Source organism: Photobacterium carnosum (assembly GCF_021236965.1).
Lineage (GTDB): Bacteria > Pseudomonadota > Gammaproteobacteria > Enterobacterales > Vibrionaceae > Photobacterium > Photobacterium carnosum.
Map to the genome: position 1 here is coordinate 19,718 of NZ_WMDN01000007.1, position 24,054 is coordinate 43,771.

The 24,054-nt window shown below is 42.3% G+C and carries 14 protein-coding genes and 1 pseudogene; 3 read left to right on the forward strand and 12 right to left on the reverse strand.

Going from position 1 to position 24,054, the window contains the following annotated elements; genetic code table 11:
• Positions 1–137: 137 nt before the first annotated feature.
• The 3 genes from rsmC to hemL form a co-directional block, all read right to left on the reverse strand.
• Positions 138–1,157, reverse strand: coding sequence for a 16S rRNA (guanine(1207)-N(2))-methyltransferase RsmC (gene rsmC / locus GLP24_RS08665; protein WP_101768308.1), 1,020 nt, complete (start codon positions 1,155–1,157; stop codon positions 138–140).
• 155 nt (positions 1,158–1,312) lie between these two features.
• Complete coding sequence (locus GLP24_RS08670) at positions 1,313–2,398, reverse strand: AI-2E family transporter (protein WP_101768307.1); 1,086 nt, start codon at positions 2,396–2,398, stop codon at positions 1,313–1,315.
• A gap of 385 nt (positions 2,399–2,783) precedes the next feature.
• The gene (hemL, locus tag GLP24_RS08675) at positions 2,784–4,088 is read right to left on the reverse strand and encodes a glutamate-1-semialdehyde 2,1-aminomutase (RefSeq protein ID WP_101768306.1); all 1,305 of its coding nucleotides are present in this window, start codon (positions 4,086–4,088) and stop codon (positions 2,784–2,786) included.
• Between the two features lie 318 nt (positions 4,089–4,406).
• Between hemL and clcA the strand changes: the two are divergent.
• Both clcA and erpA read left to right on the forward strand, forming a co-directional pair.
• Positions 4,407–5,821 (forward strand): annotated as a pseudogene (gene clcA, locus GLP24_RS08680) (H(+)/Cl(-) exchange transporter ClcA).
• Between the two features lie 62 nt (positions 5,822–5,883).
• On the forward strand, positions 5,884–6,225 hold the full coding sequence (erpA, locus tag GLP24_RS08685; RefSeq protein ID WP_045036017.1) for an iron-sulfur cluster insertion protein ErpA: 342 nt from the start codon (positions 5,884–5,886) through the stop codon (positions 6,223–6,225).
• Between the two features lie 97 nt (positions 6,226–6,322).
• On the opposite strand, the gene GLP24_RS08690 is transcribed toward erpA, so the two are convergent.
• Positions 6,323–7,612 carry a peptidoglycan DD-metalloendopeptidase family protein gene (locus tag GLP24_RS08690; protein WP_232615871.1) on the reverse strand — a complete coding sequence of 430 codons (1,290 nt, stop codon included), beginning with the start codon at positions 7,610–7,612 and terminating at the stop codon, positions 6,323–6,325.
• A 332-nt stretch (positions 7,613–7,944) separates the two neighbouring features.
• On the opposite strand from GLP24_RS08690, the gene GLP24_RS08695 reads away from it, so the two are divergent.
• Entirely contained in the window at positions 7,945–8,565 is a 621-nt protein-coding gene (locus GLP24_RS08695) for a DedA family protein (RefSeq protein ID WP_101768303.1), read from the forward strand.
• A gap of 96 nt (positions 8,566–8,661) precedes the next feature.
• Here the strand turns inward: GLP24_RS08695 and GLP24_RS08700 are convergent, their stop codons facing one another.
• The 8 genes from GLP24_RS08700 to gltB (GLP24_RS08735) all read right to left on the reverse strand — a co-directional run bounded on the left by GLP24_RS08700 (position 8,662) and on the right by gltB (GLP24_RS08735) (position 23,730).
• On the reverse strand, positions 8,662–9,273 hold the full coding sequence (locus tag GLP24_RS08700; protein ID WP_152653701.1) for a trimeric intracellular cation channel family protein: 612 nt from the start codon (positions 9,271–9,273) through the stop codon (positions 8,662–8,664).
• 124 nt (positions 9,274–9,397) lie between these two features.
• Positions 9,398–10,234 (reverse strand): vitamin B12 ABC transporter substrate-binding protein BtuF, encoded by an 837-nt coding sequence (gene btuF, locus GLP24_RS08705; protein WP_152653702.1) that lies wholly within the window; start codon positions 10,232–10,234, stop codon positions 9,398–9,400.
• A 133-nt stretch (positions 10,235–10,367) separates the two neighbouring features.
• The gene (locus GLP24_RS08710; RefSeq protein ID WP_227990422.1) at positions 10,368–10,535 is read right to left on the reverse strand and encodes a hypothetical protein; all 168 of its coding nucleotides are present in this window, start codon (positions 10,533–10,535) and stop codon (positions 10,368–10,370) included.
• Between the two features lie 26 nt (positions 10,536–10,561).
• Positions 10,562–11,260, reverse strand: a complete 699-nt coding sequence (gene mtnN, locus GLP24_RS08715; protein ID WP_045039538.1) for a 5'-methylthioadenosine/S-adenosylhomocysteine nucleosidase — start codon at positions 11,258–11,260, stop codon at positions 10,562–10,564.
• A 176-nt stretch (positions 11,261–11,436) separates the two neighbouring features.
• Complete coding sequence (locus GLP24_RS08720; RefSeq protein ID WP_232615872.1) at positions 11,437–12,846, reverse strand: FAD-dependent oxidoreductase; 1,410 nt, start codon at positions 12,844–12,846, stop codon at positions 11,437–11,439.
• Between the two features lie 14 nt (positions 12,847–12,860).
• Positions 12,861–17,324 (reverse strand): glutamate synthase large subunit, encoded by a 4,464-nt coding sequence (gltB, locus tag GLP24_RS08725; RefSeq protein WP_232615873.1) that lies wholly within the window; start codon positions 17,322–17,324, stop codon positions 12,861–12,863.
• A 399-nt stretch (positions 17,325–17,723) separates the two neighbouring features.
• Positions 17,724–19,190: a glutamate synthase subunit beta gene (locus GLP24_RS08730; protein WP_232615874.1), complete on the reverse strand. Its 1,467-nt coding sequence runs from the start codon at positions 19,188–19,190 to the stop codon at positions 17,724–17,726.
• Positions 19,183–23,730 (reverse strand): glutamate synthase large subunit, encoded by a 4,548-nt coding sequence (gene gltB / locus GLP24_RS08735; protein ID WP_232614454.1) that lies wholly within the window; start codon positions 23,728–23,730, stop codon positions 19,183–19,185. The genes GLP24_RS08730 and gltB (GLP24_RS08735) overlap by 8 nt, the downstream gene beginning before the upstream one ends.
• Positions 23,731–24,054: the final 324 nt, after the last annotated feature.

The following is a 24,054-nucleotide window of genomic DNA, read 5'->3' on the forward strand; positions in this document are numbered from 1 at the left end:
GGATTTTTATTATGAATCAAGTTACTAGGAATGGAATCGTGTCAAGAGGCACAAAATTAACAAATTTAACGTTATAAAAAAGGGCAGTATTGACTGCCCTTTATAAAATAGAGATTTTGATTATTGCTTATGGTTAGTTATTTTTTTGCCGTATATACATTGAATTTATTAGTATGAGAACGGATTTCACATTGGCCAAGGCTAGCTTCAATTAATGGTGGGTATTGTAAAAAACAGTTAGCCACAATCACTAATTCACCACCATGACGTAAATACTGAGGGGCTTGATTAATAAACGTTTCAGTGGCAGCATAAAATGTTTTTAAGCCAGAATGAAATGGCGGGTTACTGATTAAATATCGGTAAGGACCATTAATGTTTTTATAAACATCAGTAGCAATAAAATTGGCGGTTAGATTATTAACCTTAAATGTTTCTTTCGCCGACTCAATAGCTAGTGCGCTAATATCACATAGATCTAGTTCAATCTGTGGATATTTGGCTTTCATTACGGCACCAATAACACCTGCACCACAACCAAAATCGAGTACACGGCCGTTAAGGGCTGGTAAATTATTAAGTAATAGTTCTGAGCCTTTATCAAACTCACCGTGGCTAAATACGCCCGGCAATGAACGCACTGTTAAATTAACACCTGCAATATTAATCGGATAGCTACGGAACCATTTATTGATATCAAAAGTGGGAGCGGGAGTATCACAACGTCCCCAATAGAAACTACAACGACGAGCAGAGTCGTATTTGGTTAGTGGACCGTATTGCGCAAACATTTTTTCTGCACTTCTGACGCCACAGCGGTTTTCACCTACGATACAAATTTCAATGCCAGCCGCAAACTTACTCAATAACATTGATAATAAATAATCAGCTTCGGCTTTTGCTTTTGGCCAATAAAGCAGAATCATATCAACATCTAGCTCTGCATTAAGTTCAGTACCAAAATGACAGTCAATTGCTTGATGGTGCTCAATGTCACCTACGTAACCATAATTGGTGGTAAATACTGTTACCGATTGTGCTGTTGTGAGTAATTCTGAGGCAAAGGTATCATTTAGTTCGCCAGCAATAAGGACTTTGCGATTTTCAAAAAATTCAGATTGACGAGCAACCACTTGGCTCGCAGGGGAATAAGACATTTAACTGGCCTCAAAATAGACATCATGGTTCAGGAGCGCGGATTGTTCCATAAATAGTGTCAGATGGAAAGGCGCAGCTAATAGAAGAGGTATAATCATAAGCCGCCGTTATTGTCGTTAAGAATAACGGCAAGCTAGTGAGTAATTACTTAGGATTAATTACTATCTTGTTGTTTTAGGAAGGATTGAAATTCAACTTCATACATTTTAAACAACACTAATGTTACGCCAAAAATAATTGGACCATAGATCATACCGATTAAGCCAAATAATTGAATACCACCAATAATTGAAAAGAAGATCAATAAGGTATTCATACTTGAACTACCTTGCATTAATAGTGGGCGAACAATGTTATCGATAGAACCGACAACAAGAACGCCCCAACAAGCAAGAAACAGTGACCATTCCCAATCACCCACCAACAGTAAATACAATGATGCAGGAATCCAGATCAGAGCAGTACCAACAACGGGGATTAATGAAGCAAAGGCCATCATTGAACCCCAGAATAAGCCTTGGAATCCGCATAGCCACATAGCGAATCCACCGGCAAGTCCTTGTGCTAGTGCTGTTAAGAAAGAACCGAGCACGGCAGATCGTGCCACTTGCTCTACCTCATTCATGATGGTGTCTTCTTGACTACGAGATAATGGAATAACGTGGCGAATGGCAGCGATCATTTTATCGTTATCACGAAGTAAGAAAAATAACACGAACAACATCATCATGAAGTTAACTAATAAATTCGTCGCATCACCTAATATTTTAGCGCTGATATTAAGTGCTTGTGAGCCAACTTGAGAGGCTGTGGTCGCTATTTTCTGAATGATCACTTGAGGATCAAAATCATGGAATGGTGAGTATTTATCGATTAGCGCGAGTGCTTTTTGGGCAAAAGGGTGGGCAAACAGTTCTTTCGGTCCGCCGGTTGTTAACCATGTATAGCTTTCTTTTGATACGGTAGTGCCTTGATGCACGATCGATGAAAAAACCACTAAAATAGGAATAACAATAATCACCGTCATAATAAAACATGACAGCATTGCTGCGGTATTTTCACGCGTTGGCATTCTGGCTAGTAAGCGTTTATGTAATGGTGTGAATAATAAAGAAATAATAAACGCTAACACAATCGGACCTAAATAAGGTTCAATCAATTTATAACTGGCATAAGAGGCGACAAAGAGTGCCACTATCAGCATCCAGTGACGTGGTTCTACCTTAAACGGGTGAGACACGGTATTTATCCTTTTTAAATCCATCGATAAAAGTCATTCTCACTGTAATTGATAAAGATTATCATTATAATCATCACTGGGAATTTGATGATTATAGCCTTTATCGAGGAGATAGCTTATGGGATGTTGTAATTGTGGTTGTGATGACAAAAAAAAACGTAAACCACCGTTAGTGCTAATTGTTTTAGTACTGGTTGTTGGGCTTTCAGTTTATTTTTGGCAGTAAATAGTAACCAATAGAATATATTATTCATTGGTTCTTATTGATTAACGTCATATTAAACGCCAGTCGTAAAAAAGGTCACTGCGAGTGACCTTTTTGCATAATAGCATTAATAAAATAATGTTTTTAACAACATTGTCTTATTTATTTTTTAAAAGAAGGCTATTTTGCTTCAGCAGCAAGTGTTGCAAATGCAAAATCTGCAGCCTCTAATGTGGCATCAATTTCTTTATCGTTATGTGCAAGGGACGTAAAGCAAGCTTCATAAGCTGAAGGTGCAAGGTACACGCCTTTATCTAACATTAAATTAAAGAAGCGTTTGAAACGTTCAATGTCACATTTAGTCACATCGTCATAGCAAGTCACACTGTCTTGATCAATAAAGAAGAAGCCAAACATTGCGCCAACTTGGTTTACAGCTAATGGAATGCCATGTTTGTCAGCTAGTGCTTTAAAGCCGTTTGCTAAGCGTTTAGTGGTATTAGCAAGGCGCTTTTCATTGCCTTCTTCTATTAATACGGTTAAACATGCATGACCTGCTGCCATCGCGACAGGGTTGCCTGATAGCGTGCCAGCTTGATATACAGGGCCTGTTGGTGCGATAAATTCCATCACATCACGACGACCACCAAAAGCACCCACTGGCATACCACCACCGATGATTTTACCTAACGTTGTGATATCAGGTTTAACATTGTAATACGCTTGAGCACCACCTTGTGCGACGCGGAAGCCTGTCATTACTTCATCTAAAATTAATAGTGCGCCAAATTCATCACAAATTTCACGTAGACCTTGAAGGAAGCCGGCTACCGGTGGAATACAGTTCATGTTGCCAGCAACAGGCTCAACGATAATACAAGCGATTTGATCTGGCTGCGCGGTAAAGGCTTCGCGAACTGAATCTAGATCGTTGTAAGTTGCGGTTAAAGTATGTTTAGCAAAATCAGCTGGAACACCCGGAGAGCTAGGTTGACCAAGCGTTAATGCACCTGAACCTGCTTTTACTAATAGGCAATCAGCATGACCATGGTAACAACCTTCAAATTTAAGAATATTATCACGACCAGTAAAGCCACGAGCAAGACGAATGGCACTCATGGTTGCTTCTGTACCTGAACTTACCATACGTACCATTTCCATCGACGGTACAAGTTCTGATACTAACTCAGCCATGGTTATTTCCATTGCTGTCGGTGCGCCAAAGCTTAAACCTTGCTGGGCTGCGTGAATAACGGCATCACGAATTGCCGCATGATTGTGACCCAGAATCATCGGTCCCCATGAACCAACGTAATCAATATACGCATTACCATCAGCATCAAAAATATAAGCGCCATCAGCGCGATCAATAAATAATGGTGTACCACCAACGCCAGCAAAAGCTCTCACTGGTGAGTTAACACCACCTGGGATTTTTTGTTGTGCTTTAGCAAATAAATCAGCTGACTTGCTCGTTTTGCTCATGTTAAATCCTATAAAAAAAGTAAGGCGATGATTTAATCCACAGAAATTTCGATCCTAATTAATTATAGGTAGGGAAGTGTGGAGAATGAAACTGCCTTATTGTACCTAAAGTGGTGCTGAAGATAGAGTCATTTTACTGTTTAAAATGAATGCTAATCTAAAAACAAACACTCTAATTTTGAGAAACATGTCACAGTTGCAAAGCTATTTTTCAACATTAGCAGTGTAAATCATAACCACATTGGATTAGGCTATAGTATTGATCCTATCTTCATCCTCCGCTGTAATGGCATTATATTTATATAAAACGGCTTTCTAATGACTGAAAAATCGCGCGGTTTTCATATACCTTCCCATCTCCAACCGAGTGGTTTGGTGAGGCGTTTTTTGACCAAAGATAAAACCCCTATTTCTGTTCTATTTCTTTCAGCTCTCGTTGGTAGTCTTGCTGGCTTGGTCGGTACACTATTTGAAATTGGTGTGCGATGGGTGAGTGAACAACGTACTGTCTGGCTACGTGATGAAATTACAAGTGTGCTGCCGTTATGGTTAGCTGCATTTATTGTCAGCGGTACATTAGCCTTTATTGGTTATTTTTTAGTGTGCCGTTTTGCCCCCGAAGCCGGCGGTTCTGGTATTCCTGAAATTGAAGGCGCAATGGATGAAATGCGTCCTGTCCGTTGGTGGCGAGTTATTCCTGTTAAATTCTTCGGTGGTTTAGGCGCGTTAGGTTCCGGTATGGTTTTAGGCCGCGAAGGTCCGACGGTACAAATGGGCGGTAATATCGGTCGTATGATTTCAGATATTTTCCGTTTAAAAGATAAAGAAGGCCGCCACTCGTTATTGGCTGCTGGTGCTGCTGGTGGTTTGGCTGCGGCCTTTAATGCCCCAATGGCGGGTATTATGTTTGTTATTGAAGAGATGCGACCACAATTTCGTTACAGTTTGATCTCTGTTAAATGTGTAATGATTTCAGCAATGATGTCGACCATCGTGTTCCGATTTATTTCGGGTCAAAGTGCGGTTATTACTATGCCGCAATATGATGCGCCAGCACTTAATTCGTTATGGCTATTCTTGGTGCTTGGGTTGTTATTCGGTGGTTTTGGGGTTGTTTTTAACCGCTTAATTATTTTTACATTAGATTGGTTTGTTACTATTCACCATAATAATCGCACTCGTTATTTAATTACTGGTGGCTTATTAGGTGGCTGTTTTGGTCTATTATTACTTTATTTTCCAGAGCTGACTGGCGGCGGTATTTTTCTTATTCCACCGGCAACTAATGGTGATTACAGTTTAAACATGTTGTTGCTGTTGTTTTTTGCGCGTGTTGCAACAACATTATTATGTTTTGGTTCTGGTGCTCCCGGTGGTATTTTTGCGCGATGCTGGCATTAGGAACATTGTTTGGTACGTTTTTTGGTATTGTGGTACAAGGTATTTATCCTCATTTAGATATTGCTCCTGGCTTATTTGCTATTGCAGGTATGGGGGCATTATTTGCAGCAACAGTGCGCGCACCGATTACGGGTATTTTGTTGGTTATCGAAATGACTAATAACTATCACCTTATTTTACCTTTAGTGGTGACAACATTGGGTGCGACTATGATGGCTCAAATGCTTGGTGGTCAACCGATTTACTCCCAATTACTTCACCGCACCATTAAAAAAGAAAAATTAGGTCACGATTCACCACATGATGCTCCAGTTGAGACGGCTAATACTTGAACAAAATAGTCAGGTATTAGATAATCACTTTTAATTAATGGAAGTATTTGAGAGGTTTTGTAATGAGCGATGTTAATTTGCCGCTGACTTTTTCTGATGTGGCTGCGAATAAAGTGAAAACGCTTATCGCTGAAGAAGAAAATCCAGAATTAAAACTACGGGTATATATTACTGGTGGTGGTTGTAGTGGGTTTCAATATGGCTTTACGTTTGACGAAAAAGTCAATGATGGCGATATGACGATAGAAAATAACGGTGTGACATTAGTTGTTGACCCAATGAGTTTACAGTATTTAGTCGGTGGTGTTGTTGACTATACTGAAGGCTTAGAAGGTTCACGCTTCTTTGTTAATAACCCGAATGCAACCACAACATGTGGTTGTGGCGCGTCATTTAGCGTTTAGTGCGTTGAGCATTATGTATTATAAAAAGCCGTCTATTGACGGCTTTTTTTGTTAGTAACGATCAATGTTGGTAATGATTAAGAATGAAAGCAATATATTAGCTTTGAGGTAATAAAATGGCATTTTTAGCTAATAAATGGCTGTAACTGTTAACTTGTTCAAGTTGCTTACTCGCTTGTTGTTTAAACACGGTTTGAGCCGAGCCTGCAAGCGAATGCTCTTGGGGTAAATCTACCGTCCGTGGGTTTTGATGGCTACCGTTGACTAGAAATTCATAATGTAAATGAGGACCGGTGACGCGCCCCGTACCACCGAGAGTACCAATCGTTTGTCCTTGCTTTATTCGTTGTCCTGTTTTGACCATCCGTTTAGTCATATGAAGGTATTTAGTGACATAGTTGCCATTATGACGAATAAAGACATAGTTACCGTTAAATTGGTTATAGCTTGATTCCATAACCATGCCATCACCCGCAGCCCAGATTGGTGTGCCCACAGGAGCGACATAATCAGTGCCACGGTGAGCTTTGACTTGTTTGGTTACCGGATGTAGTCGACGCGGATTAAAGTTAGAACTGACATAACGGAAGTTAATCGGGGAGCGTAGAAAGGCTTTACGCATTGCTAGGCCATTTTTATCATAATATTTACCGTCTTGATGGCGTACTGCAGTAAATGTTTGTCCCATATTGGTAAACGTGGCGGCAAGAATATTACCGTGATCAATCGCATTCCCATTAAGGTAATGTTGCTCAAATAGCACCTCAAATTTATCGCCAGCGCGAATATCGAGTGCAAAATCAATATCCCATCCAAACAGCGCGGCTATTTCCATGATTTGATTGGCTGTTAATCCCGCTTTATCTGCCGCACTCCAAAAGTTAGAGTTAATGGTTGCTTGAGCATAGTTAGCTTGGGTTTCAATCTGCTGTTTATCAATAGTTGCGCTAAAATCATCGTTATGATGTTTACGTTTTACCATTAAGGTTTCAAGATTATTTAATGGCTGATGTAATTCAATCAGTTGACCTGAACTGTTAAAGCCAAAACGCAAATTATCCCCTGGATTTAATGCGATCAGCTTTTTAGTTTTATTATTGGTGGTAACGACTTGATGTAATAGTCCACTATCTAAGCCTACTTTATCAAACGCGACGGCTAAGCTCTCACCATTTTTGATGGTGTGTGTTTTCCATATTAATGCTGAGTCTGCTAGCGGTTTGGTGGCTATCACTGATGTTTGAGATAAAACGAGCGGATAGTGTTGACCTAATTGATACGTAAACTCAGTTTTAGTGGGTGGCTCTGCATAAATATCAGGGGCCATAATAAGGGCAATAATCGCACTACTGATTATCCCTATCAGTATTTTATTTATTTTTGGCATACGAGGTGATGAGCTTCCATTCATTATGAGAGTAAATAAAAAACAAATAATATTGAGTGTAACGGCTTTCAATATTAGGTGCTATTGAAGTTAAAATAACCAATGTTGTTTTTTATAAATTTGTCGGAATGACCGAAAATAGTGACTTTTACAGCAGCGTTTAGTCATTACTGATTCTGTTGTAAAAAGTATTCTTATTTATTGAGAGCGGTTTTTTTTGAATAGGTTCATTTTAGTAAGCTTAATTTTTAGCTTTGATCGTTAGAGTCTTCATTAAATTCAGTCTATCATCACAAATCAACCCTTATTTTTCTGACATAGACTGACTAGCCATGGAATCGATTCAACATATTATTACTGAACTCACGCCATTGCTGCAGCAATATGGTTATTATATTTTAGCTCTTGCGATTGCGGTTGAGGGCATGGGGATCCCTGCGCCAGGACAGTCATTATTAGTAGTGGCAAGTTTATTGGCGGCATCAGGAAAAATGTCATTACCTGCAGTACTGATGGTTGGCTGGGGAGCTAGCTTTATTGGTAATAGCATCGGCTACTTTATTGGACGTCAATTTGGTCACGTGCTAACTCACAAGCAATGGATTAAACCTAAAACATTAACCAAACTGCATGGCTTTATTGATCGCTATGGCATGTTAGGACTGATTATTAGCCGTTTTGTCGAAGGCATTAAACAATTCATGTGTATTGGCTGTGGTATTGCCGCCATGCCCGCAAAATTATTTTTTACAGGAAACTTTTTAGCGGTAACCGTCTGGTTGCTTGTGTTTGGTGTTGCGCCTGCTTATTTACGTGATGAAGTTGCGCCTATTTTAGCGTTTTATCATAAATATCAAACTCAATGTTGGGTTGTCGTCGCAGTGATTATTATCGCAATAATATGGTTGGTTTACCGCCGTTTTCAGCGTAATAGAGTTGTGATTGAAAAATAAAAGTCTGCCATTTGAATGATAAAAAAACCGCCAGTATTTAACGCGAAAGAGTGTTAGCTGGCGGTTTTTTATTATAGACGTGTGATCGTTGTTTAGTTAATTACGCAGAGCAAAAGTAGGTAAAGAAAGATTCCAGCGAATAGCGGCTAAACGAATTGATAAGGTAGTAATAATCCCCATGATCGCTGCCATTGACGGTAATACCCCGAGTGATAAGCTTAGTGTGTGTATAATGCCGCCAATAATACACGCAGTAGCGTAAACCTCTGTGCGGAAAATCATCGGTACTTCACGACCTAAAACATCACGAATAACTCCCCCACCACATCCAGTGATCACCCCCATAATAACGGCCACTAATGGCGATGCACCATAACGTAATGATTTCTCAACGCCAATCGCAACAAACACAGCAAGTCCAATTGCATCGGCTACGGGTAAAAAATACCATGGCATTCGTTGTGGTCGTTGAGCGGCTATCATAGTGATAACGCAAGTAATAAAAATCACCCATAAATAGTTGGTATCGTGGATCCAAAAAACCGGTGTTGCCCCTAATGCCATATCTCGAATAGTACCACCGCCAATCGCTGTTACACTGGCAAGAACGACGACACCAAAAGGGTCCATGCGTAGCCGTCCGGCCATAAGTACACCTGATGCAGCAAAAATGGCAGTGCCAAACATATCGAGAAAATAAATAAGCATCTCTGTTCCTGCAAGAATAATGAAGTTGAGTTAAGCGGCAGAGATTGTACGAATAAATACGTAACGCACAACAGTAATAAAATGCTTTGTGACGTTATTCACAGGCTTTATATCCATACTGTGATTAGTGATCATCTCGTACTTGATTGAGTAATCCACAGACTTGTTTAATGGCAAGTAATGTTCGTGGTGTTGGTCTATTTAACCAATTAGTATTAAGTTGGTAAATATGGTGTTGTTTTATTGCAATTAGTTGGTGTTGCCATTGCGCCCATAATTGTTGAGTGTCAGCGATTGGTTGAGCACTAAATATCACTTGAGGTTGACGAACAATCACTTGCTCTTGGTTAACTTGTGGGTAGGCCACACTGCTATTTGCAAAAATATTTTCGCCACCACAAAATTGAAAAATCTGACTTGGCCAGCCACTATCGGCAACGGTCATTAACGGCGTTGAACCTAATTGATAAAAATAGCGTACTTTAGGTTTATTGTGATTGGCTATTTTTAATTGTTGTAACTGATGTCTAAATTCAGTGGCAGCTTGCTGTGCAGGTTGTGGTGAATCGGCATATTGCCCCAGTTGTTCTAATGTCTTGGGAATATCGGCCAATGTTTTTGGGTTTGAATAGAGTATTTTAATCCCAAGTTGTTCTAAACGGGCTAATTCTCGGCTAGGGTTTCCGCCTTGCCAAGCTAAAATCAAATCAGGTTTTAGGGCTAAAATACGCTCCATTTTAAGACCGCGATAATTTGCCACTCGCTCTAATTTTTCAGCTGCGGGAGGATAATCACTGTAAGCACTGGCGGCAATGAGTTTATTTCCTAATCCAGCCGCATAAGCCATTTCAGTGGTATGAGGTGATAAGCTAATTATACGTTGGGTTTGTTGGGCTAACGTTGCCGCAACGCTAGGTGTAATGGTACTTATAACGAATATAAGTAAACATAAGAATCGCACTATAAAACTCCATAAAAAAAATATAGTAATAAACTTTCAACTGCGAGCCACACATAAAGGCGTTGTGTTATGAGTTGTTGTATTTGTGCAAGATGCAGTATCGCCGAGAGACAAGGCGAGCTAATAATCGTTGTTATGAGTGGTTGACTCGTGCGGCAATTAATAATGCTAGACGGTGCCAGATACGCAATAGATGTAATGGAGAGGGAATGGGTAATAACCAATGTAGTAATAAAGCTCCCCATAAAGCGAGCAGGGAGCCATTGGTTGTTAATGAGGCGATAAATGCCGAAGTTGTCATCAGTAGTTATCATCTCATTGATGTTATTAGTTTAACAATTCAACCATTTTAGCAACCATTACAGAAGAACTCTGTGCTGCAAGTGGCAGGAACTCATCAAAGCTCATTGGTGATTCTTTGTCAGCAACATCAGAAATTGCACGAACAACCACAAATGGAACCTTGAATTGGTGACAAGCTTGCGCAATAGCAGCGGCTTCCATTTCAACCGCAACCACTGTTGGGAAATGGGTACGGATGAAGTTTTGTTTCTCAGCTGAACATACAAAAGCATCGCCAGTACAAATCAAACCACGAACCGCGTGTGGTGGTTGTGGCAATGCTGCTAGTGCTTGTTCTGCAACAGACATTAATTTTTCGTCAGACAGGAAAGCGGCAGGTTGTTGTGCCATTTGACCGATTTCGTAACCAAATGCTGTTACATCAGCATCGTGGTAACGTACTTCAGTTGAAATAACCACATCGCCTACGTTTAAACTTGATTCAAAACCGCCAGCAGAGCCGGTATTAATCACTACATCAGGCTTAAAGATTTCAAGTAAAATAGCTGTACCTACTGCTGCGGATACTTTACCAATACCTGATTGTAGTAATGCTACGTTCGCACCGTTTAGTTTACCAGTGTAGATAGTACAACCTGCTGTATTATGGGTTTCACAGTCAGTAAGTTGATCTTTAAGGATGGCAACTTCTTGTTCCATCGCGCCAATAATGCCGATTTTCATGAATGGTATCTCTTTATTGATGAGGTGCACTTGCCGTGCTGATATGGCTAAGATTGTAGCATGAGCCATAATCATTATTCCAAAACTCTCGTCTAAACACTGTTAACCATTGTAACGTCACAGCAGTTATTAGAGATAACTGCTGTGTTGATAACACGTGTTAATGGAGAGGTCAGTTACAGGTTTAAATAATCGAGAATACCATCAGCGGCTTTTCGACCTTCATCAATGGCAGTGACGACTAAATCAGAACCACGCACCGCATCACCACCAGCAAAGATCTTTGGGTTTGACGTTTGGAAAGCAAACTCAGTGTCAGCTGCTTTAATTCGACCCCATTGATCGAGCTCGACATCATAAGGTGTGAGCCAAGGCATGGCGTGTGGTTGAAAACCAAATGCCATAATCACCGCATCAGCCGCTAAGACATGTTCACTGTCGGCAACGGGTTCAGGGCGTCGACGACCCGCAGCATCAGCGTCACCTAAGGCGGTTTTTACGACTTTAACACCAATCACGTTACCTGAACTATCAACCTCAATACCTAATGGTTGCAGGTTAAACATAAAGTTAACCCCTTCTTCTCGCGCATTTTTCACTTCACGCTTCGATCCTGGCATATTGGCTTCGTCACGACGATAAGCACAAATAACGTTGTTTGCGCCTTGGCGAATTGAGGTACGAACACAATCCATTGCGGTATCACCACCACCAAGGACGACAACCCGTTTGCCTTGCATATCAATAAACGGTTGTGGTTGTGTAAGCGCCATCACTCGATAAGTGTTAGAGACTAAGAACGGTAGCGCATCGTAGACGCCATTTGCATCTTCGTTCGCGAGCCCAGCACGCATATTTTTATAGGTGCCGACACCTAAGAAAACCGCATCATAATCAGCGAGCAGAGTGTCAATACTGATATCTTTACCCACCTCAGTATTAAGCTGGAACTCAACCCCCATTTCACTAAAGACACGACGGCGATTGATCATGATATCTTTTTCTAATTTGAACGAAGGAATACCAAACGTCAATAAGCCGCCAATTTCAGGGTAGCGATCAAACACCACTGGTTTTACGCCGTTACGCACCAGAACATCAGCACATGATAATCCTGCTGGACCTGCACCAATGATGGCGACTTTTTTATCTGTTAGTTCAACGCCTGACATATCGGGTTTCCACCCCATTTCAAACGCTTTATCAGTAATGTATTTTTCAACATTACCGATAGTGACCGCACCAAAATCGTCATTAAGGGTACATGCCCCTTCACATAAGCGATCTTGTGGGCAAACGCGACCGCAGACTTCTGGCAGGGTATTGGTTTGATGCGATAACTCTACCGCTTCAATAATACGGCCTTCATTGGCAAGCTTTAACCATTGTGGAATGTAGTTATGCACGGGGCATTTCCACTCACAATAAGGGTTACCACAATCGAGGCAACGGTCTGCTTGTGCTCCTGCTTGTTGCTCTGTAAAAGGCTCATAAATTTCGACAAACTCGATTTTTCGAATTTGAATCGCTTTTTTAGGTGGGTCGATACGCTCGACATCAATAAATTGGTAAACATTCTGGCTCATTTGGTTTCCCTCCCTTATTGTGCCTGAAGACGCAGTTCAGATTCTGAACGACTTTGGTGACCTAACAGCGTATTGATATCCGCTGACTTTGGCTTCGCAAGATAGAATTTTGGTATCCATTGGTCAAAGTTAGCCAAAATTTCATTAGCACGGGTTGAGCCTGTTTCTTGCAGGTGACGATCAATTAATCCGCGTAAATGTTCTTGATGGATTTTGAGTTGATCAAGTGCGACTGCTTCAATTAACTCAGGGTTTACGCGTCCTGTAAAATCACCATCTTCATCTAAGATATACGCAAAACCACCCGTCATTCCGGCACCGAAGTTCACCCCTGTTTTACCTAAAATAGCCACAATACCGCCCGTCATGTATTCACACGCGTTATCACCAGCCCCTTCTACTACCGCAATCGTACCTGAGTTACGCACTGCAAAACGCTCGCCTGCTTTACCTGCGGCAAATAACTTGCCGCCTGTTGCACCGTATAAACAAGTATTACCGATAATAGTGGCATCACTGGATTTAAACGCTGAGCCGAGTGGTGGACGAATAGCAATCTTTCCTCCCGCCATGCCTTTACCGACATAATCGTTAGCATCGCCGGTTAAATTAAGGTTTAAACCGCCCGCATTCCAGACCCCAAAGGATTGCCCCGCCGTACCGATAAAGTGGAGCGTGATCGGTGTTGAAGCCATGCCTTGGTTACCATAACGAAGGGCAATTTCACCGGATAAGCGCGCACCAATTGAGCGATCGGTATTACAGATAGGGAAGTGATAATCACCGCCACTACGGTTTTCGATGGCACTCAGCGTATGTTCTAGTAACTGTTGGCTTAACTGTGCGTCATCAAATGGACTATTGGTTTCACTGTAATACACGGTTTTGCCAGCATGTGGTGTTGGTGCAACTAATAAAGGACTTAAATCCAGTTTTGATTGTTTGGCAGTAAAGCCCTCAAGTTGTTGCAATAAATCAGTGCGACCGATTAAGTCTATTAATTGTTTAACCCCAAGTTGGGCTAACAATTGACGAACTTCCTCGCCGACACCGATAAAGTAATTCATTACCTGTTCTGGCAAGCCTTTAAAGAAATCTCGGCGTAGTTTTTCATCTTGAGTCGCAACGCCCGTTGCACAGTTGTTTAGATGACAAATACGCAGATATTTACATCCAAGCGCCACCATTGGCGCAGTGCCAAAGCCAAAGCTTTCTGCCCCTAAAATCGTTGCTTTAACGACATCTAGGCCTGTTTTTAAGCCGCCATCCACTTGCAGACGAATTTTATGACGTAAGCCATTCGTCACCAATGCTTGTTGGGTTTCAGCCAATCCAAGTTCCCACGGGCTACCCGCATATTTGACTGACGTAAGTGGACTTGCGCCCGTACCACCGTCATAACCTGAAATAGTGATTAAATCGGCATAGGCTTTAGCAACACCCGTCGCGATAGTGCCGACGCCGGGTTCTGATACCAGTTTGACAGACACCAAGGCTTTTGGATTGACTTGCTTGAGATCAAAAATCAGCTGCGCCAGATCTTCAATCGAATAAATATCGTGATGTGGTGGCGGTGAAATTAAGGTTACGCCAGGTACAGCAAAGCGTAACTTGGCAATTTCTGTGGTGACTTTATGCCCTGGAAGCTGACCGCCTTCACCAGGTTTTGCCCCTTGCGCGACTTTAATTTGGATCACGTCAGCATTGACTAAATAATGCGGAGTGACGCCAAAGCGACCGGAAGCTACTTGTTTAATGCGTGAGTTACGCTCAGTACCAAAACGGCGTGGATCTTCACCACCTTCACCGGAGTTGGAACAGCCGCCTAAACGGTTCATCGCAATCGCTAAGGCTTCGTGTGCCTCTGGGCTTAGCGCGCCAATCGACATCGCTGCTGAGTCAAAGCGCTTATACAGTTCCGTTGCCGCTTCTACGTCTTCAATCGCAATTGAATCGTGGTTATCCGTCAAAGCTAATAAGTCACGAATCGCGGCCACTGGACGGTGATTTACTTGCTCTGCAAAAACAAGGTAATCTTGATAATCACCAGATTTTACTGCTTTTTGTAGCGTCGAAACCACATCAGGGTTATAAGCGTGGAACTCGCCGCCATGAACATATTTAAGTAAACCGCCGTGATCAATCGGTTTGCGTTTTAGCCATGCTGTACGTGCAAGGTTGTGCAAGTCTTGTTGAATATCACTAAAATCAGCGCCAGCAATACGGCTTGAAACCCCTTTGAAACACAGTTCAATAATGTCATTACCTAAACCAATCGCTTCAAATAACATTGAACAACGGTAAGAGGAAATGGTTGAGATGCCCATTTTGGACATGATCTTAAACAGGCCTTTATTGATCCCGTCGCGATAATTGGTCATCACCTCGCGGTATGGTTTATCAATCACCTTACTATCAACCATTTTTGCTAATGATTCATAGGCAAGGTAGGGGTAAACCGCCGTAGCACCAAAACCAAACAGCACTGCAAATTGATGTGGATCGCGTGCGGTAGCGGTTTCAACCACAATATTGGTATCACAACGTAAATTGTTATCGACTAATCGGCGTTGAATGGCACCCACAGCCATCGCTGCTGGAATGGGTAGGGTATCTTTGCTGATGGTGCGATCGGATAACACAATCAGAACTGCACCTTGTTCGACTAACTGCTGCGCTTTATCACAGAGGCTGACAATGGCTTGCTCAAGATCCGTTTGTTGCGGGTCAAAATTAATATGAAGCTGGTTACTGGCATAGTATTGCTGATCGAGATCGAGTAACTGTTTGAAATCAGAATAGAGTAAAACGGGTGATTTAAATGCCACTCGTTGAGCATGACTGTCGGTTTCACAGAACACATTAATCTCACGGCCAATACAACTCGCAAGCGACATCACATGTTTTTCACGCAAAGGATCGATCGGTGGGTTAGTCACTTGCGCAAACATTTGACGGAAATAATCGGTGATTGGACGCTGTTGCGATGACAATACTGCCATTGGTGCATCATCACCCATAGATCCTGTGGCTTCTTGACCATTTTCACCAATAACCCGCAGCACTTGATCGAGTTCTTCACGGCTGACATTAAATTGTTTGTGGTGAGTATTAAGCTGATTGTCATCCAAACTACGTTGGCTTATATGGCTATCATCTAACTGTTCAATGGGCACTAAATGTTGAACATGAGTATCCATCCATTGCTTATACGGATGGCGGCTCATCAGTTCGTTATCAATATCTTGTGAATGCCAGATTTTGGCGAATTTTGTATCGATAACCAATAACTCACCGGGGCCGACACGGCCTTTTTCTGCCACTTCATCAGGGGTGTAATCCCAAATGCCGACTTCAGAAGCGATGGTGATTAGTTTATCTTTAGTGATCACATAACGCGCAGGGCGTAAGCCATTACGATCAAGGTTACACGCCGCGTAACGACCATCTGACATCACAATGCCTGCGGGGCCATCCCATGGTTCCATGTGCTTGGAGTTAAAATCATAAAAAGCACGTAATGCGGGATCCATATCAGGGTGATTTTGCCATGCTGGTGGCACGAGCATTCGCATTGCACGGAAGAGATCCATACCGCCGGCTAAAAACAGCTCCAGCATATTATCAAGGCTTGATGAATCAGATCCGGTTTCATTAACAAATGGCGCCGCTGTTTTTAAATCAGGTAATAATGGTGAACTAAATTTATAAGCGCGTGCGCGTGCCCACTGACGATTACCGGTAATGGTATTGATTTCGCCATTGTGGGCTAAGTAACGGAAAGGCTGCGCTAATGGCCATCGTGGCTGAGTATTGGTTGAAAAACGTTGGTGGAATAAACAGATTGATGACTCTAACCGAATGTCCCCTAAATCTTGATAAAACTTAGGCAGATCAGCGGGCATGAATAACCCCTTGTAGACCGTAACTTGAGTTGAGAGGCTACAAATATAGAAATCTTTATCGTCTGTAATTCGTTTTTCAATTCGACGCCGAGCAATATAAAGCCGACGTTCAATGTCCCGTGGTTTCCATCCTGCTGGGGCATTGATAAACACTTGTTCAATGGTTGGCAGTGATTGTTGGGCAATCGGACCGAGAACACTGGCGTTGATCGGCACTTCACGCCAACCTGCAATGGATAAGGTTTCGGTGATCAACTCTTCGTTGATAATTTCACGTGCATGTTGAGCGAGAACAGGATCTTGACTGAGGAATATCATTCCTACTGCAAATTCACGCGATAAATTCCACTGCTTTTCTGCGGCAATAATACGATAAAAATTATCAGGTTTTTTAATTAATAAACCACAGCCATCGCCAGTTTTCCCATCCGCAGCAATTCCTCCTCGGTGGGTCATGCGATCGAGGGCAGATATTGCGGTACGAACAAGTTTATGGCTAGTTTCGCCTTCAATGTGGGCGATAAGACCGAAGCCACAGTTATCTTTTTCTAGTGATGGGTTATACAGTGACATTGCAATTCTCCCTTGCTCCTGTTTGCTATAAACAGTTTTACTGCAAAATGGAAATCAAGATTGATCGCGCATTTTGCCTCCTACGATATTTCAAATTAACGACAATTTACAAAAAGGTCAAATGTTGCTAACAAATGATATTTATACCCATTAACTGGTTTTTATTAACCTTAACTATCTGAAATAAAATTATATTCATTACAGCTGTAAGTTTTTTTGAGTGTTAATTAAGGGTTGGTTACTGTGTTTTTAGATTAAAAAATGGCTAAATTTGGTGGGTTACGAGGGTGGATGTTATAAATTTGTGTAATAAAATAATCGTCTGAGCTGTAATCAATAAAAAGCCAGCAGTAATGTGCTGGCTTTACATTTTTCAGTTGAATCAAATAATAATAAAGTTTACGAAAGCATCAAAGAATTCGCTTTCGCTTCGAGATGGGAGTTACCCATCAAGTAGTTATCAATTGACCGTGCTGATTCACGACCTTCGTTAATACAACGAACCACTAATGATTGTCCGGTTCGCATATCACCTGCGGCAAATACGCCAGCTTGGCTGGTGGCGAAATTCTGAGTGGCAACATTACCGCGATCATCAAGTTTAATATTCAATTGTGCTAACACGCCTGTTGGCTCTGGGTGTAAAAAGCCCATTGCTAAAAAGGCCATATCACAAGCGATGATGCGTTCAGTTCCTGCCACTTCTTCAAAGTTTGGTCTTGCACCGGGTTTTGCTTCTTGCCATGCAATATCAGCGATTCGTAACCCTTTAACATTGCCATTACCATCATCAATAAATTCTTTGGTAAGAATATTCCAATAACGATCACAACCTTCTTCATGCGATGTCGAAGTTTTCATGATCATCGGGTATGACGGCCACGGTTGGTTAGCAGGGCGTTGCTCTGGCGGCAATGGCATGATTTCAACTTGAGTAATACTTGCCGCACCATGGCGGTTGGAAGTGCCGACACAATCTGATCCTGTATCGCCACCACCAATGACAACGACATGCTTATCTTGCGCATGCACTTCAGCTGTTTTGAGATCCATATCATTTGCACGGCGGTTATTTTGGGCTAAAAAGTCCATCGCAAAATGAACCCCATTAAGCTCACGCCCAGGAATAGGTAAATTACGCGGGACAGTTGAACCACCGGTTAGCAAAATAACATCAAATTCTTGGCGTAACTGTTGGGCGTTAATATCGACCCCAATATGAGCATTGACTTCAAATTTCACACCAGCTTGCGCCATCAGGTCAATTTTACGATCAATAATATCCATTCCAAGCTTAAAGTCAGGAATACCAAATCGCAGTAAACCGCCCACTTTTTCATCGCGCTCAAACACGGTAACAGTGTGACCTGCACTGTTTAATTGTTCAGCGGCAGATAACCCCGCAGGACCAGAACCGATAATGGCGATGGTTTTACCCGTCCGCGAACGTGGAATTTTAGGTTTGGCGTAACCGTTACGATAAGCGGTTTCAACAATGGTTTTTTCAATATTACAGATGGTGATTGGATCTTGATTGATGCCAAGCACACAACCACTTTCACAAGGGGCTGGGCAGACGCGACCGGTAAATTCTGGGAAGTTATTGGTTGAACTTAAAATGTTCCACGCTTCTTCCCAGCTATCACGGTAAACCGCATCATTAAATTCAGGAATAATATTACCAATCGGACATGCGTTATGACAAAAAGGTACACCACAATCCATGCAACGTGATGATTGCTCTTGAATTTTGTCACCAAATTCTTCGTTAAGAACAAATTCTTTGTTGTCTTGAATACGAACACTTGGATCTAACTTACTTGGCAGTTCGCGGCCAAATTCTAAAAATCCCGTAGGCTTACCCATTGATGGCCTCCAACGTTTCCTTGTTGTGAGCGGCAGCTTGACGCTGTTGTAATACGGCTTTGTAATCCCTTGGCATCACTTTCATCATCTGTTTGAGATTAGCCTCAAAGTTAGACAAGAACAGTTCTGCGACCGTACTACCCGTTAATTCAATATGTTTGGTTAACATATCGAGCAATAGTTCTTTATCTTCAGTTTCAATAGGATCAAGGTCGACTAATTCAGCGTTGAGTTTGGTTTCAAAATCCCCAAATTGATCCCACACATAAGCGACCCCGCCACTCATGCCTGCGGCAAAGTTACGTCCGGTTTGACCCAGAATAACGGCTACACCGCCTGTCATGTATTCACAGCCGTGATCGCCAATGCCTTCAACGACAACGTTGGCTCCTGAGTTTCGAACACAGAAACGTTCACCTGCAAGGCCGCGAATATAAGATTCGCCAGAAGTAGCGCCATAGAAACAAACATTACCGACCACAATATTATCTTCGGCAATAATATCGGATTGACGATCAGGGTAGAGCACTAGCGTACCGCCAGAAAGGCCTTTACCCCAGTAATCATTGGCATCGCCTTCGACGGTAAAGTGGACCCCTTTTGCAAGGAAAGCCCCAAAACTTTGACCAGCAGAGCCGTTAAACTTGACCGTCATTGGCAGTGGTAAGCCTTGGTCTTTATAGACTTTTGATATTTCATTAGACAGCATAGTGCCGACACTACGATCAGTGTTGATGATCGGCAGTTGTGCCGTTACCGCTTCACCATCACTTAATGCGGGTTGTGCTAATCGAATCAAGGTGCGATCCAATACGTTTTCTAAGCCATGATCTTGTTGGCGTTGGTTATAAATGCCATCTTCAGCACGTGGCGGTTGAATGTGCAGTACTGGGCTAAGATCGAGGTTTTTGTATTTCCAGTGGCCGATATCATCACGCAATTTAAGCTTCTGCGCTTGGCCGACCATTTCATCAATGGTACGGAAACCAAGTTCAGCCATCACCTCACGTAAACCTTCACCCATGTATTGGAAGAAGGTGACGACATCTTCTACACGACCATCAAAGCGCTCACGGAGGGTTTTATTTTGAGTCGCAATCCCAACTGGACAGGTGTTTTTATGACATTTACGCATCATGATACAGCCTTCAACCACCAGTGCTGCGGTTGCTACGCCCCATTCTTCAGCGCCGAGTAAGGTCGCAATGGCAAGGTCACGTGGGGTTTTCATTTGCCCATCAGACTGCACCACTATTCGGTTACGTAAACCATTTTTAAGCAGTGTTTGGTGGGTTTCAGCTAAGCCAAGTTCCCATGGTAAACCGGTGTGGCGAATTGATGACATTGGTGATGCACCCGTACCGCCATCAAAGCCTGCAATAAGTACAACATCGGCTTTGGCTTTTGCAACGCCTGAAGCGATGGTTCCAACACCTGCTTCTGATACTAATTTGACATTAACGCGACCGTCACGGTTAGCATTTTTTAAATCAAAAATCAGCTGGGCTAAATCTTCAATAGAGTAGATGTCGTGGTGAGGTGGCGGTGAAATCAAGCCGACCCCAGGGGTTGAGTGACGGGTTGCGCCAATCCAGTCATCGACTTTGTCGCCGGGTAGTTGTCCACCTTCACCGGGTTTTGCGCCCTGTGCCATTTTGATTTGCAGTTCAGCAGCATTGGTGAGGTAATATGAGGTAACCCCAAAACGACCTGATGCCACCTGTTTAATCGCTGAACGTTCCCAATCGCCGTTATCTTTTTTATCAAAACGGGTAGGGTCTTCACCCCCTTCGCCTGAGTTAGATTTAGCGCCAATGCGGTTCATGGCTACAGCTAAAGTAGAGTGAGCTTCATAAGAAATCGAACCAAAACTCATTGCACCCGTTGCGAAGCGCTTGAGGATCTTCTCAAGTGATTCAACCTCTTCCAGTGCAATTGACGCGGTTGGATTGTTGACAAAATCTAACTGACTACGCAATGTCGCGGCATTGTCACCTTGATCATCAACCGCTTTGGCATATTGCTTAAATTGAGCATAATCTTTGTTACGGGTTGATTGTTGTAATAATGAAATCGTTTCAGGGTTAAACAGGTGCTTTTCACCGCGTTGTTTCCACTGATAGACGCCGCCCACGTCAAGGATTTGTAATGGGATTTCACGGGTTGGGTAACCAACACGGTGACGTACTAGTACTTCTTGAGCAATATCATCGATGGTTAACCCTTGAATACGGGTAACAGTACCGGTGAAGTATTTATCAACCACGGATTTGCTGATACCCAGCGCTTCAAAAATCTGTGCGCCATGGTAAGACTGCAACGTTGAAATTCCCATTTTAGAGAAGATTTTTAGCAGTCCGCCATTAACCCCTTTTCGGTAATTATCAAATAAAGTATCGGTTGGCAGCTCAGGGTCAAGTTTACGTTTATGTTGTAAATCAACCAGTGTTTCAGTGACTAAATAAGGGTTAATCGCATTGGCACCATAACCAATAAGAGTCGCAAAATGGTGGGTTTCACGGGCATCACCCGTTTCAACCACAATGTCACATTTAGCGCGTAAACCTTTGTGGATCAGGTGATGGTGAACAGCACCCACGGCAAGCATCGCGGGGATGGCGGCATGGTTAGAGTTAACCGCACGATCCGTTAAAATAATGATTGAATAACCATCAATCACCGCATCTTCAGAATACTGACAGATACGCTTTAAGGCGCGATCAAGTTTGCCTTGTTCACCACTGGCTCGAAACACAATATCCAATGTTTTTGATTGCAGATGTTCATTATCAATCGCGCGAATTTTTTCTAACTCAGCGTTTGATAGTACCGGTGATTCAAGTTCGACTTTATGGCAATGCTCAGAGGTTTCTGTCAGTAAATTCTGATCTTTACCAAGGTAGGTATTGAGTGACATCACCATTCGTTCACGGATAGGATCTATCGGTGGGTTGGTTACCTGTGCGAACAGTTGCTTAAAGTAATTCGATAAGTGTTGTGATTGGTGTGACAACACCGCTAATGGCCAGTCAGCACCCATTGCGCTAAGTGGTTCATAGCCTGTATTGGCTAACGGTACGATAATATCGTTAACTTCTTCTGAGCTAACGCCAAAAGCTTGTTGATGATGCAATAAACGCTCAGGGGTTGGCTGGTGGTACATGTTGTCAGCATCTGGCAGTGTTTTTAGTGTCAGTAAATTATCTTTGATCCATTGCTCATATGGCTGTGAGGTCGCGATACTATCTTTGACTTCTTCATCTGAAATAATACGACCTTGTTCAAGATCGGCAACGAAGATGCGCCCCGGTTGTAAACGGCCACGGAACTGAATATTTTCTGGGGCAATTTTTACCACTCCTGATTCTGATGCCATGATCAGGAAATCATCTTTAGTGACGGTATAACGTGATGGACGTAACCCATTACGATCTAGGGTTGCACCCACTTGTACGCCATCAGTAAAACAGATAGACGCAGGGCCATCCCACGGTTCCATAATATTGGCGTGGTATTGATAAAAAGCGCGTCGCTTAGGATCCATACTGGTGTTTTCTTGCCATGCTTCAGGGATCAACATCATCAAAGCATGCGGCAAACTACGGCCAGAAAGCACTAATAGCTCAAGTGCCATATCAAAGTTGGACGAATCTGAACTGCCTTCCTGACAAATTGGCAGCAACATACTGATTTCTTGGTGGCTAAATAAGTCAGATTCAAGAATGGCTTCACGGGCTTTCATCCAATTAAGATTACCGCGAACGGTATTTATTTCACCGTTGTGGGCAATGTAACGGAAAGGTTGTGCTAATCGCCAGCGAGGAAAAGTGTTAGTTGAAAAACGGGAATGAACTAACGCTAAGGCGGTTACCATTGCTGGATTGTGTAAATCAAGGAAGTATTGTGGTACTTGGGCAGTTGTTAACTGACCTTTATAAACTAATGTTTTATAAGACAGTGAGTTGATGTAGAAATCATCACCAATATTAGACACGCTTTCTAAGCACACGCGTACGGTATAGTTACGTAATACGTAAAGTTTACGTTCTAATACGGCGGGATCTAAATTGACGCCACCGGTAATAAACACATGTTCAAATTGAGGTTCAGTACTTAGTGGATCTTCGCCGATCATTGAATTATCAACCGGAAGTACACGGTAACCGATAATTTCTAGATCAAGACGTTTGGCATTGCGCTCAAGAATATCACGACATTGCTGACGTTTATGTTCGTCTTTAGGGAATAAGACCACGCCCACACCATATTGTGCAAAAGCGGGTAATTTTATCCCTAGCTTAACGGTTTCTTCTAATAAAAATTCGTGGGGTTTTTGCAGTAAGATGCCGGCCCCATCACCACTACTCGGGTCACAACCTTGACCACCACGGTGCTCCATACGCGCAAGCATATCGAGAGCTTGGGTGACAATTTGGTGAGATTTACGGTTTTTAAGGTGGGCAACAAAGCCGATACCACAGGCATCGTGCTCTAATTCAGGTACATAAAGTCCCTGAGCGTTATGCTCTTGAGCTGTCATAGATACATCCTTCCAGTTACATCAAGCCATATTCCTAAGACTTGGTTATCCCTAATTTATTTGCACAATCAATGTACATTGAGATGGACTCCTGTCCTGTATCATTGAGAGCGTGTTTATGACGATGAAATTGGCTTTATTCACAAACTTAATTCTGTTGTATTACGGTTAACTGCCATAAACACGTTACTTATGGTTCAATAACCAGATTAATCACGTCAAAATAGCGTAATTGCAGGGCTTTTTTTGTTTATAAATTAAACGCAAGTGTAACCATCCTACAATTTTGATACATTAATTACCAATAAAAATTAACATAATCAA

What these genes read in the sequence shown, in the direction of transcription:
- rsmC (WP_101768308.1), bottom strand. Translation starts at nt 1,157, where the DNA reads ATGTCTTATTCCCCTGCGAGCCAAGTGGTTGCTCGTCAATCTGAATTT.
- hemL (WP_101768306.1), bottom strand. Translation starts at nt 4,088, where the DNA reads ATGAGCAAAACGAGCAAGTCAGCTGATTTATTTGCTAAAGCACAACAA.
- erpA (WP_045036017.1), top strand. Translation starts at nt 5,884, where the DNA reads ATGAGCGATGTTAATTTGCCGCTGACTTTTTCTGATGTGGCTGCGAAT.
- GLP24_RS08690 (WP_232615871.1), bottom strand. Translation starts at nt 7,612, where the DNA reads ATGCCAAAAATAAATAAAATACTGATAGGGATAATCAGTAGTGCGATT.
- GLP24_RS08695 (WP_101768303.1), top strand. Translation starts at nt 7,945, where the DNA reads ATGGAATCGATTCAACATATTATTACTGAACTCACGCCATTGCTGCAG.
- GLP24_RS08700 (WP_152653701.1), bottom strand. Translation starts at nt 9,273, where the DNA reads ATGCTTATTTATTTTCTCGATATGTTTGGCACTGCCATTTTTGCTGCA.
- GLP24_RS08710 (WP_227990422.1), bottom strand. Translation starts at nt 10,535, where the DNA reads ATGACAACTTCGGCATTTATCGCCTCATTAACAACCAATGGCTCCCTG.
- mtnN (WP_045039538.1), bottom strand. Translation starts at nt 11,260, where the DNA reads ATGAAAATCGGCATTATTGGCGCGATGGAACAAGAAGTTGCCATCCTT.
- GLP24_RS08720 (WP_232615872.1), bottom strand. Translation starts at nt 12,846, where the DNA reads ATGAGCCAGAATGTTTACCAATTTATTGATGTCGAGCGTATCGACCCA.
- gltB (WP_232615873.1), bottom strand. Translation starts at nt 17,324, where the DNA reads ATGTCACTGTATAACCCATCACTAGAAAAAGATAACTGTGGCTTCGGT.
- GLP24_RS08730 (WP_232615874.1), bottom strand. Translation starts at nt 19,190, where the DNA reads ATGGGTAAGCCTACGGGATTTTTAGAATTTGGCCGCGAACTGCCAAGT.
- gltB (WP_232614454.1), bottom strand. Translation starts at nt 23,730, where the DNA reads ATGACAGCTCAAGAGCATAACGCTCAGGGACTTTATGTACCTGAATTA.